Below are 14,034 nucleotides of genomic sequence, written 5' to 3'. Positions count from 1 at the left end.
TGCAAAGAACGAGCAGAGAAGGGGGTAGTTCCCAAAATGATAAATTATTAGACGCTTTAGCCTTCAATATATCCTTTAGCCTCTGTCGCGGCGAGCATAGCTTCTTGAAGCTTTTCAAAGGCGCGGCCTTCGATTTGTCGGATGCGTTCACGGCTGACGTCATAAATCCCGGCAAGATCTTCGAGTGTCATAGGATCATCGGAGAGTTTTCGCTTCATAATTATGTCGCGCTCCCTATCATTCAGATCGGCCATGGCTTCATGCAAGAGCTCCATGCGTTCATCATATTCCTGAGATTGACCGAGTTCATCCTCTTGAGAGTCAGTCTCGTCTTGCAACCATTCCTGCCATTCGGCGGTTCCGTCATCGCCGCCAATTGTGACGTTGAGTGAGGCATCTCCACCACCTGACATCCGGCGGTTCATTGAATGAACTTCATCCACTTTTACATTCAACTTTGTTGCTATTTTCTCGACATGCTCAGGGGTTAGGTCTCCATCCTCAACCGCTTTCATTTCCCCTTTCAAGCGCCGGAGATTAAAGAATAATTTCTTCTGTGCTGCCGTTGTGCCCATTTTGACAAGTGACCAGGACCTCAGGACATACTCCTGAATCGCGGCGCGTATCCACCACATGGCATAGGTCGACAGACGAAAACCCTTATCGGGGTCGAATTTCTTGACCGCCTGCATAAGACCGACATTACCTTCAGAAATGACCTCGCCAATGGGGAGGCCATAGCCGCGATAGCCCATAGCAATTTTAGCGACCAATCGAAGGTGGGACGTGACCATCCTCTCGGCGGCTTCCGTGTCGCCCCGTTCCGTCCATCGCTTGGCAAGCATGAACTCCTCATCCCGCTCCAGCATTGGAAACTTACGTATTTCCTGAAGATAGCTGTTCAGACCTTGTTCTGGTGAGAGGGCCGTCGAGAGACTTAGATTGCCTGTATAGGCCGCGTCGCCTGTGCTGGCATCGGTCGTGTCTTTGCTGGCTGGTAATGTCGTTTTGGCGTCCGCCATTGAGTGGCTCCCAGTAGAGAAATTAAGGCTTACATATAAGATACGCGAATGGCGTTTAAAGGTTCAGAGCCGATTAAATGCGAAAGGCCCTTTGATTCAGCCTAAATTACCCACTCTCCAAACCTGAAAGCGCTTTGTATAAATTTAACATATCCGGCGGGAGGTCAGCATCAAAAGTCATCAACTCTTTTGTGATGGGGTGAAGAAAACCAAGATGTTTGGCATGCAAGGCTTGTCTCTTGAATATGAAAATGGCTTCGCGAAGCGCCGCTTCATCCGGTTTGTTTGCGGTTAGGAACCCTCTTTGACTCCCATATAATGGATCGCCCAGAAGCGGCGCATTAATGGCAGCCAAGTGAACCCGAATTTGATGTGTACGTCCGGTTTCCAATTGACAGTCGAGCTGGCTGACTTTGGGCGTCCCAATTGCAGCGTGGGCTTGCTGACCGAATCCCTTGATATATTTGTAATGCGTAATTGCATGGCGTCCATGCTCCGATATATCCATGGCGCCTAAAGTGCCTCGAACAACGGCTTGTTTCTTGCGGTCAGTGGCTGATCTGGCCAAACGACTCTCTATGGTTCCAGAGCGCGGCTTAGGCGCGCCTCTGACAAAGCAAGTATAAATGCGTTCGATTGTATGTTTGGCAAATTGCTTTGAAAGATAACGATGTGCCCGATCGGTTTTTGCAACAACTAAAAGCCCCGATGTGTCTTTGTCCAATCTGTGAACAATGCCGGGCCGCATAACGCCGCCAATACCGGATAGGGTATCTTTGCAATGGTACAGCAAAGCGTTGACCAATGTGGCGGAACGCGATCCAGGCGCCGGATGTACCGTCATTCCTGAGGGTTTATTGACAACAATGAGCTGGTCGTCCTCGAAAACTATATCAAGCGGTATATCTTCCGGCGTCGGCGTGTCATCGACGAGAGCAGGCACGAGGAGAGCGTATTCAATATCGGCTTTTACTTTGTGTGTGCCGCTGGTGATGATATCGCCGTCCATACGAACATGACCGGCATTGAGAAGCTCTTTCACCCGTGATCTGGACAACCCCGTCCAATTGCTTAGCCATTTGTCCAATCGTTCTCCAATAGCGTCAGGCGTCGCTTCTTGTGCTTGCCATTGGGGTTTATCAGAAGAAATTGGGGTGGGCCGATCTGTCATGAAAGGACGTTTATACCCTTGTGGCTAATTCGCAACACTCCATTGAAATCTTGTAATAATGGGCTTGCTTTGATTTATACCTTTGGTTAGCAAATATGTAAATTATCAGCAACTGAAGCTGATAAAATGTTCCAACAAAAGGATCCGGGAAACATGTTCAAGAAATCACTTCTTATCAGTGGTGCAACTCTTCTTGCCACGACAATTGCCATGCCTGCGAATGCGCAAGTTGAAGACGAAATCATCGTGACGGCAACAAAAAGGGCGCAAACTCTTCAAGAGACACCTGTGGCGGTCACAGTCACATCATCTGATACGATTGAGAAGGCGCAAATTCTTGATATTAAGGATCTCCAATCTGTTGTTCCAACATTCCGGGTTTCACAGCTTCAGAATACAGCCAATACAACATTGACCATTCGGGGTTTTGGTAATGGCGGTAACAATTATGGTATCGAACCAGCCGTAGGTCTTTTTATTGACGGCGTTTATCGCTCGCGAGCCGCGGCGCAAATCAGCGACTTACCAGCCCTAGAGCGTGTCGAAGTTCTTTCCGGCCCTCAGTCAACTCTATTTGGTAAAAACGCCTCTGCCGGTGTTGTCAGCATTGTGACTGAAAAGCCTCAGTTCGAGACACAAGGCTATGTTGAAGCTGGATACGGCAATTACAATCAGAATTATGCGAAAGGTTATATTACCGGCGCAGTTGCTGAGAATGTTGCCGTCAGCTTGGGCGGTGGTTATCAAAAGCGTGATGGGTACTTCGAAAACTTCGGAGGGGGCGGTGATGAGCTGAACAATATTGATCGCTTCAATCTTCGGGGTCAGATTTTATGGGAGCCTACAGACGCGCTTTCTGTCCGCTTAATTGGTGATCTAAGCGACCTTTCCGAAAATTGCTGCGGCACAGGCGTGGCTATTGAAGGCCCCCTTGGTGCAGGCCAACCGACGGCCGGACAGGTTATCGCTTCATTGGGTGGACGTCAGCCCTCCGCCGACAATCAATTCTCCTATCAAACTTTCACCAATAGCGAGACTCTGAACCAAATTACGGATAGCGGTGTTTCCGGTCAGATTGACTATGACTTTGGAAATATGACTCTGACGTCCATAACGGCTTACCGGACAACTGATTCCTCTTTTGTCAGTGATTCCGATTTTAACTCTCTTGATCTTCTTGCGGATACTAACCAGGAAAATGTTCTTGATACATTTACCCAGGAATTGCGCTTGTCCTCGAATGGCGGCAATCGTTTGGAGTGGATGATCGGGGGCTACTATTTCGATGAAACGATCGAACAGGAATCCGGCCTCATCTATGGGGAAGACCTACGTAGCTATATTGATATCCTTTCAGGGAACCAATTAGGCGGTATAGAGCAAATTCTGGGTTTTGCTCCGGGAACCTTCTTTGCCGACGAAACACGAATTATCGAGACATCTCGTCAGGAAGACGAAGCTTACTCCGTATTCGGGACATTGGACTTCAATGTTACCGATCGACTGACATTGACAGTAGGCGGTAACTATACAAATGATGAGAAAAATGTTTCTGCCAGCACCGTAAATAATGACGTTTTCAGTAATTTGGATTTTCAAGGCGCTGACGGGGTTCAGGTTGTGTCCACGACCGTTCTATTAAATGGTCAAGCGCCTATTCCGGGTGTTCTGCCTGGTGGAATTCCAAGTTTTATGGCGGCTTTTGGCCTGCCACCAACGCCAGCGAACATTAACTTCATTGCGAGTGGAGGCGCTGGTGCAGCCGCACAAGCAGCCTTTGCTCAGTATAACGCTGGCGTTCAAGCTTTCTCGCAAGCAGCTGTTTCAAACCCAGCGACGAATCCTCTCGCCCCGCTTTTTGCTCTGCAATTCCAGCCCCAATTCCTGGCATTTCCAAACTCTGTAGAGGATGGCCGCACTCAGGATGATGAGTTCACCTATACATTGAAAGCGGCTTATGAAGTCAGCAGCAACCTCAATGTGTATGGTAGTTACGCAACAGGCTTCAAAGCGTCTTCCTGGAACCTTACGCGCGACTCCCGTCCGTTCATTGAAGACGCTGCGGCGCTTCAGGCGGCTGGATTATTGCCGAATAACTATGTTCCTGCAACTGGACGCAATTTCGGGACGCGTTTCTCCGACCCAGAGACGGTTGAAGTCTTTGAAATTGGTTTGAAAGCCCGTTTCGAAAGAGCCGCAATCAATATCGCCTTGTTTGATCAGACAGTTGAGAACTTCCAGTCCACTATTTTCCAAGGCACAGGGTTTGTTTTGGCCAATGCGGGGGCGCAATCTACTCAAGGTATCGAGTTTGATTCCACCTTCACACCTTTCGATCCATTAACGCTGACTTTGGGCGCCGTTATTCAGGATCCGGTCTATGATTCATTTGTAGGCGCGCCTGGACCGAACGGAACGACGGTTGATCTGTCAGGTGAACAGCCTGCGGGCATCAACGAAGTCGCACTGACAGCTTCTGCGACCTACACTCATCAATTTGAGAACGGGATGTCAGCCTATATTCGCGGCAACTATCAGTATGAAGATGAAGTGCAGATTGTTGACAATATTGCCGGCCTTACTCGGGACACTAAATTGTTCAACGGCTCTCTTGGCTTCAATTTCGACAATGGCGTGGAGCTTCGCTTCTGGGGGCGTAATCTGTTCAACCACGAAACTTACACAAGTGCTTTCCCCGGGGTTGTTCAGTCCGGCACAATCAATGCCTATCCGAACCAGCCGCGGACTTACGGTGTAGCGGCGCGTTACAGCTTCTAGGGGAAACTGCGCCATTAATAATAGAAAACCGGGTTTTGGCCCGGTTTTTTTATGGTCTCGTATAAGAAGCTTATGCAGACCCTGTTAGGTGTTTTCGAAAACGCTAAGCTAGGTAGCTGAGAATAAAGAGTTTTCCATCCGGTGTATTCAATCTATTTCGAAGAGCCTCTTGATTCATAATTTCAGGATTTATTTCTTCCGACTTTTCAATCTGATAAAGGCGGGCTGCCTCCGCAAATCCCTCATGTGACTTGGCGATTGATGAAACTTCCTCTGCCAATCCGGGCTCGCAGCGCCAGATAATACTCGAAACCGTTTCTGTTCGCATAGCCATAGCCTTTGCAGTTTCAATCAAAGTGCTGGCCGCTAAGCGGTTCTTATCTATAGCGGTTCTTTCTATCCAGTTTTCAAAGTTGCTTGGGGCTGAACTTTCTTCGGCGGATTGTTTACTCCCAAGGGTCAAATTTTCTTCAGAGGCAGCTTCTTCGTCGGGATTTTCAAACCCTCCCATCATATCGCGCCATCGCCAAGGCGTTTTCTCTTTTGGTTTCCCGCGCCCAAAGAGCGGGGCAGGTTCTGTCAGAGGCTTAATGACATCAGGGGAATTGTCCGTCAGTCCAGGTTCCTGCGCCTCTGAAGATGGAATTGACATATCCGAGTCTAAATCAAGAGGTTCAATTTCTAGATCAAAAGAATTCGGATCAGATTGCGGTGAAGTTTGCTCCTCCTCTAGCGGGCGTAAATGCAAGCGATCTCGAGATAAACTTTCATCAGAGGTTTGGGCGGTTTGTTTCTGCTGGAGTTCGATTTCTACAGATTTCTTATTCAACCGTTTTAATCTGGCTTCGAGCTCGGAAAGAGCTTGTTGCGACTTTTCCAGCTTTGCCAAAGTGGAGTCTTCCCTGTTTTTGACAGTGTCCCGAGTTGCTTTTTGGCTATCGGATAATTCCCTATTTAGCGTCTGAAATTTTTCGGAAAGCAGGTCGCTAACAGATTTTGCGTCTGAGCGTAGCGCGTCTGTTGCATCAACACTTTTACTAATGACGCCGAAAAGTTCCTCTTTAGCGTCGTTTGCAGAGTCAGTGAGTGAAGATAGCAAAGATAATTTATTTTCAAGGGCTTCTGATAATCGCATGTTTTCCGTTTGCAAATCTGAGACCTTTTCGGTCAGCGCCGAGATTTGACCGCTAAGTCCTTCAATAACTTCTCCCGCCTCGCGTTTTGACGTGGAAAGCGTTTCTGTCATGGACGAAAGGCGCCGTTCCGATTCTGAGATGAAACTATCGAAAGCCTGACTTTTATCTTCCAGCTTTTGACCCGCTTCATTCAGACTGAATGAGCTTCTCTCAAGCGTCTCAGACAAAGAGGTTTTTTGGCCCTCGAGCTTTTCCTGTGTCTGATGAAACTTTTCTTCCACAGAGGCAATCATGGCGTCCAAAGATTTCCGCTGCGCGTTCAAACCTTTTTCAAGAGTCTCATTTGTAGAAAGAAGGGAAGTGGAGGAATCTGATAAAGATTTGGAATGAGACTGTGCCTCGTGCCGGAGAGTTTCAAACCGGCCGGTAAGATCCGACATTTGTTCGTCCAGCTGGTTCATTTGAGCGCGGATAGTCTCAGCTAGATTGGTCGCCAATTGCGCTGACGTCTGGTCCGCTTGCAAAAGCTGTTGGCTAATAAGGGACAGGTTTGAAGCTCGCGCGCTCATTCGGCTCAATTTATAGCTTGCAATACAAAACAAGAGGACAAGCAAGGCAGGAAAAAGAATGACCAGTCCGCTGACTATCAGTCCAGTGGGTGAAGAAAAATAGGCGCCCTCCGAAGGTTGCAAGAAAAGAAAGGCGGCGCTTAGGCCAATCCAGAGAACAGCCAGAATGAGGCCGACCCATATGACCCATCGCCCCGATTTTGAATCTTCTGAGTTTGGGACGAAATTCGATGAGGGACGATGGACAAAGGCCGGAAAGACTTCATTGTCGCTTTTTTCAGATGCGCGAGGCGTAACGATTTCGGAGTCGGAAGGGCTTCCGTCTGGGTCAATACTCAGAATTTTTTTTGAAATGTCTGACACGCACACCTCTTTATTAAATTTTTCCGAATATCGTCTTAACGGAATATACAGTGAAAAACTGTATCAGCTTCCCTTGTCAGGGGAAAGCGGCGAAGACCGATAATCCCTAAGGTGAAAAATGGGGTGGGCTGTGCTCTCCGAAAAACAAAATAATAGCGCGCTCCGGCGTGAGGCTTTCATATGGCTGCAATCCGGTCTGTCGCATAAAGACGGGCGACTGGCTCTCTTTGATGGGACCGGACAGCGCGTTAGCCCAGCTGTTCAGCGAACCGCCATTCAAAATGGCTGGGCTGAAGGTTGGTTCGCCAACCCCATGCGGCCCAATTGGATGGTTTGTCGCCTTACCGCACTCGGACGACAGGTTTTGGCCGAAGGACATAGAGAGCGATAAGAATAAGCGACAATGTTACGATGGTTAAAATACTGTCGAATGCAGGGCTGGCTTTGACCTGAAAAATCGACGGTGTTGGTAGAACCGAGTTTTCGTAATTCACAAACACGGCCGCAAAACAGTTATTTGCGGCATGAACGCCAATGGCGGACTCCAGCCCATCATCCATCCAGACCAAAAGACAGGCGGCGAAGCCGAAAAAGAAATATCCGCTCATGACGATTGGCAGAATTCCGGCTTCTGCGCCCGATAAGGCTTCGGGGTTCGCGAGGTGCATTGCCATGAAAAGCAGGCTCGTCAAAACAAAAGCGATCCATTTGTTCCGTGTCAGGTTTTCTACGGCCTGATTGAGATACCCCCGAAAGACAATTTCTTCGGTTGCGGATTGCAGTGGAATGAGTGCCAAAGAAATTGCCGCATAAATAAAGAAGCGGGAGGCATCAAAACTGTAGGTCAGCGGCGTGATATTGAATGCATTCAACAGAAAAGCCAGGCTGCCGAGGACGACCCAAGTGACAATAACGGCTTGAAAAGCCCGGCCAAAACGAAACTTGGAAAAAGCGGTGTGAAGAGACAGAATTGTTCTTTTATGAATAAGCTTCTGCCCGATATACAGCATCACGAGAGACGCTGGAAAGGTCAACAGGATAAGCGCATAGGATAAAGGACTCTGCGCAAGAAGACGGTTCAGGACGGCTGTGCTCTCCGGCGAGGATGCCAAGGGGGAGAGCAAGACTATCGAAACGCACGACAGTGCAATCGCTATACCGCCGAGAATGCCGAACACTCTGGCTGAAGAACTATTTGAGAGGAGACCGACAAAAGAGAATGTTAAACCGAGTGCCGTACTGGCCAAAAAGAGCAAGCTCGCAAGAGCTATTACTGCCATATTCACCTCCTCGAACATGGCAGCAGAGCTATCGATGAAGGCCTGGCCTAACTCAGGGTCTATTTCCTGTGCAATCGGTATGAGCGGACTTGTCAGGAAGAGCTGGGCGGTGATCCACCCCAAAAAGGTCAGCCAGAAGACAAATATCCAGCTCCACCATTTGGAAAGGCCATTCTGATGGGTGTTTTCGAAAAATCGCATGAGGTCTCAAAATTTAACTGTTGCGAATCTTATATGCCGTTAAACTAATCCAATGACAAACACTCCTTCAGAGATGGAAGCGGAAATAGATTTCGATCATCTAAATCTATATGTTCAGGGCGACATAGATCTCACGCGTGAAGTTTTTGGTTTATTCAAGCACCAGTCCGAAATGTGGGGCAGGGCGCTTACGGCGGATGCAGATGACGACACATGGGCGTCCGTCGTGCATTCCCTGAAAGGGTCGGCACGTGCGGTCGGGGCCAGGGTGCTTGCGGCAAGGTGTGAACGGGCTGAAGGTCTTGTGGGGGAAAATAAAACCGCCGGAGCGCGTCAGGTTGCGGTTCAGGACATTGAGTTTCGTATATCAAGAACCTTGGCAGAAATTCAACGGTGGGAATATCGTCAAACTCTGAACGATATGAGAAGACGTTAAGTTAAAATTGAGCTCGGCGTTTGAAATCTGCCTCGCCTTGGCTCAAAACTTCCGCTAAAAAACCCGTAAATTGTCAAAGACGCGACACAGTTCGGACATGAACTTTCGGTACATATAGACAAATAATAAGGGTGGCCTCATGCAGAATAAACTAACCGGAATTTTGGCAACGCTCGCGGGGATCGGGGCTTTTGTACTGGCAGGATGGGCCGGCTATGCAGTCTACCCTGCAGGCGGACTAGGCGGAGATGGCTCCGTATCAGGCCCTAGCTCAACCTCTGCCGGGATTGAGGTTCAACCTGTTATAGACGATAGCACGAGCTCGGAGGAAGAGGTCCAGTCCGACGAGCCGACGAGCCGCTTTTTTCGATATGCTCGCTGGTATGCGGACGAAACTGCCAATGGCCGTTTAAATGCCTGTCTGGAATTCAACCGCCCCGTTGCCCAAGAGCAAGAAGTCGAACTCCGGCCCTATATCGATATTACGCCTGATGCGCCCATAGCGCTGTCTGTGCGCGGAAAGTCGCTTTGTGTTGGCGGATTGTCCTTTGACACAGAATATAATCTGACCCTCAAAGAGGGTTTGCCGTCTAATACGGCAGATCTTGCCCTCGGCGCAGATCAAGATGTAACCGTCTCTTTCGGGGACAAACCCGCATATGTCGGATTCACGGATGACGGAATAATACTTCCTAAAACTGAAACAGGCGGCCTTTCCATTGAAACGGTTAATGTCGATGCGCTCGACATCACTGTTGAGCGCGTGAATCACCGCATCCTAAGTCAGACAGAGCCTAATGCGGGCTCCCAATCTCTGGAAGGGGAATATAGCTATGGTTATGAGGCGTGGGAAGAAAAGGTCGAGGTTTGGTCCGGCAAGCTGGACGTAGCGAATGAGTCAAATATTGCCGTGAAAACCATTTTCCCTCTTCAGGAAATTACCAAAGACTTAGATTATGGGGCCTATATTGTTACGGCCAAGCGGGCGACGGATAAAGAAAATGACAACCGGGTTGCCCAAGCCTGGCGCTGGATTGTTTCTACAGACATGGCGCTTACGAGCTATACTGGCGCCGATGAAATGCACGTCAATGTGAGATCACTCAAAACCGCAGAACTGGTTGGCAATGTCCGTCTTGATCTCATCACTCGGAACAATGATCTTTTGGGGTCCGTGCAGACAGGCCCTGATGGACGGGCGTCTTTCCCGTCCGCTTTATTACGCGGACAAGGAAATATTGCCCCGAAAATGGTGCTGGCATACGGACCCAATAATGATTTTGCCATGCTGGATTTGTCCCGCAGCCCATTGGACATGACAGCCTATGACGTCGAAGGCCGCACGGCGCAAAGTCCGGTTGATGTCTTTGCCTATACGGAACGCGGCGTCTATCGCCCGGGAGAAACTGTTTACCTCACAGCGCTCTTACGCGGAGAAAAAGGCAAGGCCCGGTTTGACCGCCCGGTCAAGCTAACCCTCACGAAACCGGATGGCGGCATAGCATTTGAGCAGACCTACCAAAGCCAAGATATGGCCGGCGCCCTTGCGGTAAATTACGAATTACCAGCAGATGCCCCGAGAGGTGTCTGGACCATGGCTCTACGGCCAGAGGGCATGGAGACTGAAAAACGCGTTCGGTTTGATGTGCAAGACTTCGTTCCGCAGAAACTTAAACTCGTCAGTAGCCTTGCGGATGAGAGGATGCTCGCCGAGGCGAAAAGTACCCTCACTCTTCAAGCTGATTTTCTTTACGGCGCGCCTGGCGCGTCTTTGGAGGGAGAAGCTGAAGCCCGCGTCCAAATCGAGAGTGATCCATTCGAAAATTATACGGGCTATAATTTTGGCGATACTCAAGAGACTTTCGAAGAGCGCATTGTTGAAATTGGCACAGGGGTCACGAATGAGAAGGGGCAGCTAACCCTACCTGTCGATCTCTCGGGTCAGGATATAGAATCGAGCTATCCTTTGCGGTTAATGGTGACTTCCGGCGTGGCGGAGCCGGGCGGACGATTTGTCCGCAAAACTCAATATGTGCCTTTGCGAACCCAAGAAAGCTATATCGGTTTCAAAACAGGTTTTGAGGGAGATTATGCGAGCCGTAATGCGCCCGTCACTATTGATCTCGTCAATGTGTCCGCGTCGGGTGAAGCCATTGACAGTTCGCTGAATTGGACTCTCTACGAAGAAATTCACGATTTTCAGTGGTACCGAGAAAATGGCGAGTGGCGCTATCGCAAAGATGTCTCAGACATTGCGCTTTTCGACGGCGAAATAGAAACGAAAGCTGCGCCGGCTACGTGGTCAAGAAAACTGCCGAGTGGTCAATATCGTCTCGAGGCCATAGGGCCTGGCGGCCATAAAGCCGCACTCCGCTTTAATGTCGGATGGGCGAGACCGGGGAGCGGAGTTGACGCGCCAGACCGCATTGTCATGGGCAAGATCGAAGAAAAGGTCATCCCAGGTCAAAGCGTCACTCTCTCTGTAAACTCGCCATACGCTGGTGTTGGAGATTTCGTTGTTGCAAATGAAACCGTTCAATCCATTCAAACTGTCATTCTCCCGGAGGGAGAGTCAGACCTGACATTTACTTTCGACAAAAGCTGGGGCGATAGCGTCTATGCCATGCTGACGCTTTATACGCCGGAAGACAAAGACGGTAAATCTATTCAGCGCCGCGCGGCCGGAATGAGCTATATTTCTCTGGACCGCACAGATCAAACACTCGCCGTCACGTTTGAGGCAGAGGAGGTTATTGAACCCCGCCAGACCTATGAAGTAGCTGTCCAAGTCGCAAACATTCCAAAAGGCGAGCAGGCCTGGGTCAGTCTGGCTGCTGTCGATGAAGGTATTTTGCAACTCACCCAATATGAAAGTCCCGACGCAGCAAAATATCTTTATGGTAAAAAAGCTTTCGGTCTTGAAGTGCGGGATGATTATGCCCGGCTCTTAAACCCCAATCTCGGAACGGCGGCTATCCTGCCGCAAGGCGGGGACAGCCTAGGAGGGGCAGGCCTCAGCGTTGTGCCGACCCAAACCGTGGCGCTCTATCAGGGGCCTGTTAAAATAAAAAATGGCCAAACCGTCGTTGTTTTGGAAATCCCTGACTTTCAGGGGCAGCTTAGGCTCATGGCGACGGCTTGGTCCAAATCCGCTGTCGGGAGTGGAGAGCAAGACTTAACGGTGCGCGACCCTGTTCCGCTGACGGTTGGTCTGCCGCGCTTCCTCGCGCCGGGTGATACAGGCTTTGCGACGGTCAGTCTCGACAATCTGGATGGGCCCTTGGGGGATTACTCGGTTGTGCCAGTTTCAACGCTCACATCAAAAGACATGACGAATTTCAGCCTGGCTCGGGATGAGCGCCGCGACGTGACAATCCCAATTGCGGCTGACGGCTTGGGCATCTCGGACTTTATTTTGAATGTGGCCGGCCCGGACGGTTATGCGCGCACAAATGTGCGGCAGATCGAGACGCGCTCTCCCTATCGCCCGCAAGTGACGAAACGTCTGACTGAGCTTGCGCCTAATCAAACTTATACGCTTTCTTCTCTCAACCTTGACGGCTATATCTTGGAGGCCACTGATGTAACTCTTTCGGTGTCCAACCTCCCGGGCCTGGACGCACAGACTTATTTAAAGGCTCTTTCCGTCTATCCTTATGGCTGCACCGAACAAACGGCGAGTACGGCAATGCCGCTCCTCTTCGTTAATCAACTCGGCGGAATTGACGGGCTGAGTGATGAACAAAGACGCGCCCGGATTGACCTGGCCATCAAACGCCTCGTGGCCCGTCAGGACGCGGAAGGCGCGTTTGGTCTCTGGCGGGTCAATGACGGAAATTCTTCACCGTGGTTGCAAGTTTATGTGACGGAATTTCTATTGCTAGCAAAGGAAAATGGACAGGCTGTGCCTCAAGATGCACTGGACCGCGCTCTGTCTGCTATCCGAAAAATCTCAGACCCGAACCGCTACACGAACCTCAATTTGAACTTTAATTATGGATGGAATAATTCCGGTGGTTTGGAGCAGGACACGCGGCGTTTTGAACGCGCAGCTTATGCCCATTACGTTTTGGCTTTGGCAGACGAAGTCGATGTTCCGGATCTACGCTATCTTGCAGATAATAATGCCAAAGACATTCGCTCGCCTTTGGCGCTGACTTATCTCGGAGCGGCATTGTCCAAAGTAGGCGATAAAAGACGTGCCAAGACTGTGTTCGGACGAGCGATGGAACAGCGAGGTCATTCAGAAAATCCGGATGATTATTATGCGTCGGATTTAAGAAACGCAGCTGCCATGGTTGCCGTGGCGCATGATTATCTCGGTATGGATGAAACAGCAAAATTGATAAATTTCGTCTCGGCCACCACTCAAGAGGCTCAATATCTGAACACCCAGGAGCAATGCTATTTGGTTCAGATGATAGCTGCCTTGGATGCCGAGCAGGGCAAGCTGTCCTTGAAAACGCAAAACATTGATTTAACTCAGGCAAAAACATCTCAATCTGTGAGTTTAGGCGGACAATCGATAAAAGAAGATCAAACCATCCAAAACACGGGAAATAAACCTGTTTGGATATCAGCGACTCTATCCGGATTGCCCGACAGCGATCCGGGCGCCATATCGCAAGGCTATAATGTTGAAAAACAGATGTTCTCGATATCAGGGCAAGCCGTGAGTCAAAACCAGCTCGTGAAGGGAGAACGCGCCATAATTCGGGTAACGATCAATCCGGAGCAGAAACGATCCGCCATGATAGTCTTGGCAGATCTTCTGCCAGCAGGTGTCGAGATCGAGTCCATTCTTCTGCCGGAAGACGCCGGAGACACGGGGCCTTATCGTTTCTTGGGCGAGCTTACCGATTTGGATATGGCCGAGATGCGCGATGACCGTTTGGTTGCGTCCGAACGCATCAATCGCTGGGATAACGGACAGATTACGGTCGCATATGTCATTCGGGCTATTACGCAAGGGGAGTTTGTTTTCCCTGGAGCTGTTGCAGAGGATATGTACCGACCGGAATTCAATGGCCGTACACAAGCCAAGCGATTGGTCATCCAAGGGCCTGGCAGCAATTAAT

At 49.8% G+C, this 14,034-nt stretch carries 7 protein-coding genes; 3 read left to right on the top strand and 4 right to left on the bottom strand.

Annotated elements, in window-relative coordinates:
* Positions 1–56: 56 nt before the first annotated feature.
* Positions 57–1,022 carry an RNA polymerase sigma factor RpoH gene (rpoH, locus tag ACN0IC_RS08415; RefSeq protein WP_416878329.1) on the bottom strand — a complete coding sequence of 322 codons (966 nt, stop codon included), beginning with the start codon at positions 1,020–1,022 and terminating at the stop codon, positions 57–59.
* 106 nt (positions 1,023–1,128) lie between these two features.
* Positions 1,129–2,193, bottom strand: a complete 1,065-nt coding sequence (locus ACN0IC_RS08410) for an RluA family pseudouridine synthase (protein ID WP_416878328.1) — start codon at positions 2,191–2,193, stop codon at positions 1,129–1,131.
* A 126-nt stretch (positions 2,194–2,319) separates the two neighbouring features.
* On the opposite strand from ACN0IC_RS08410, the gene ACN0IC_RS08405 reads away from it, so the two are divergent.
* The gene (locus ACN0IC_RS08405) at positions 2,320–4,971 is read left to right on the top strand and encodes a TonB-dependent receptor (protein WP_416878327.1); all 2,652 of its coding nucleotides are present in this window, start codon (positions 2,320–2,322) and stop codon (positions 4,969–4,971) included.
* Positions 4,972–5,074: 103 nt separating this feature from the next.
* On the opposite strand, the gene ACN0IC_RS08400 is transcribed toward ACN0IC_RS08405, so the two are convergent.
* Both ACN0IC_RS08400 and ACN0IC_RS08395 read right to left on the bottom strand, forming a co-directional pair.
* The gene (locus ACN0IC_RS08400) at positions 5,075–7,039 is read right to left on the bottom strand and encodes a hypothetical protein (protein WP_416878326.1); all 1,965 of its coding nucleotides are present in this window, start codon (positions 7,037–7,039) and stop codon (positions 5,075–5,077) included.
* A gap of 341 nt (positions 7,040–7,380) precedes the next feature.
* Positions 7,381–8,520 carry a CPBP family intramembrane glutamic endopeptidase gene (locus ACN0IC_RS08395; RefSeq protein ID WP_416878325.1) on the bottom strand — a complete coding sequence of 380 codons (1,140 nt, stop codon included), beginning with the start codon at positions 8,518–8,520 and terminating at the stop codon, positions 7,381–7,383.
* A gap of 52 nt (positions 8,521–8,572) precedes the next feature.
* Here ACN0IC_RS08395 and ACN0IC_RS08390 point away from each other — a divergent pair, with 52 nt between their 5' ends.
* Together ACN0IC_RS08390 and ACN0IC_RS08385 are read left to right on the top strand one after the other, a co-directional pair.
* On the top strand, positions 8,573–8,956 hold the full coding sequence (locus tag ACN0IC_RS08390; protein WP_416878324.1) for an Hpt domain-containing protein: 384 nt from the start codon (positions 8,573–8,575) through the stop codon (positions 8,954–8,956).
* 139 nt (positions 8,957–9,095) lie between these two features.
* Positions 9,096–14,033: an alpha-2-macroglobulin family protein gene (locus ACN0IC_RS08385; protein ID WP_416878323.1), complete on the top strand. Its 4,938-nt coding sequence runs from the start codon at positions 9,096–9,098 to the stop codon at positions 14,031–14,033.
* The last annotated feature ends 1 nt before the right edge of the window (position 14,034 follow it).

The organism is Litorimonas sp. (assembly GCA_029936425.1).
Taxonomy (GTDB): Bacteria; Pseudomonadota; Alphaproteobacteria; order Caulobacterales; family Maricaulaceae; genus Litorimonas.
Note: the sequence above shows the minus strand (reverse complement) of the source record. Positions and strands in the feature narration are given on the sequence as shown.

Coding starts and splice junctions, on each gene's coding strand:
- ACN0IC_RS08385 (WP_416878323.1), top strand. CDS start 9,096: ATGCAGAATAAACTAACCGGAATTTTGGCAACGCTCGCGGGGATCGGG.
- ACN0IC_RS08410 (WP_416878328.1), bottom strand. CDS start 2,193: ATGACAGATCGGCCCACCCCAATTTCTTCTGATAAACCCCAATGGCAA.
- ACN0IC_RS08405 (WP_416878327.1), top strand. CDS start 2,320: ATGTTCCAACAAAAGGATCCGGGAAACATGTTCAAGAAATCACTTCTT.
- ACN0IC_RS08390 (WP_416878324.1), top strand. CDS start 8,573: ATGACAAACACTCCTTCAGAGATGGAAGCGGAAATAGATTTCGATCAT.
- ACN0IC_RS08395 (WP_416878325.1), bottom strand. CDS start 8,520: ATGCGATTTTTCGAAAACACCCATCAGAATGGCCTTTCCAAATGGTGG.
- rpoH (WP_416878329.1), bottom strand. CDS start 1,022: ATGGCGGACGCCAAAACGACATTACCAGCCAGCAAAGACACGACCGAT.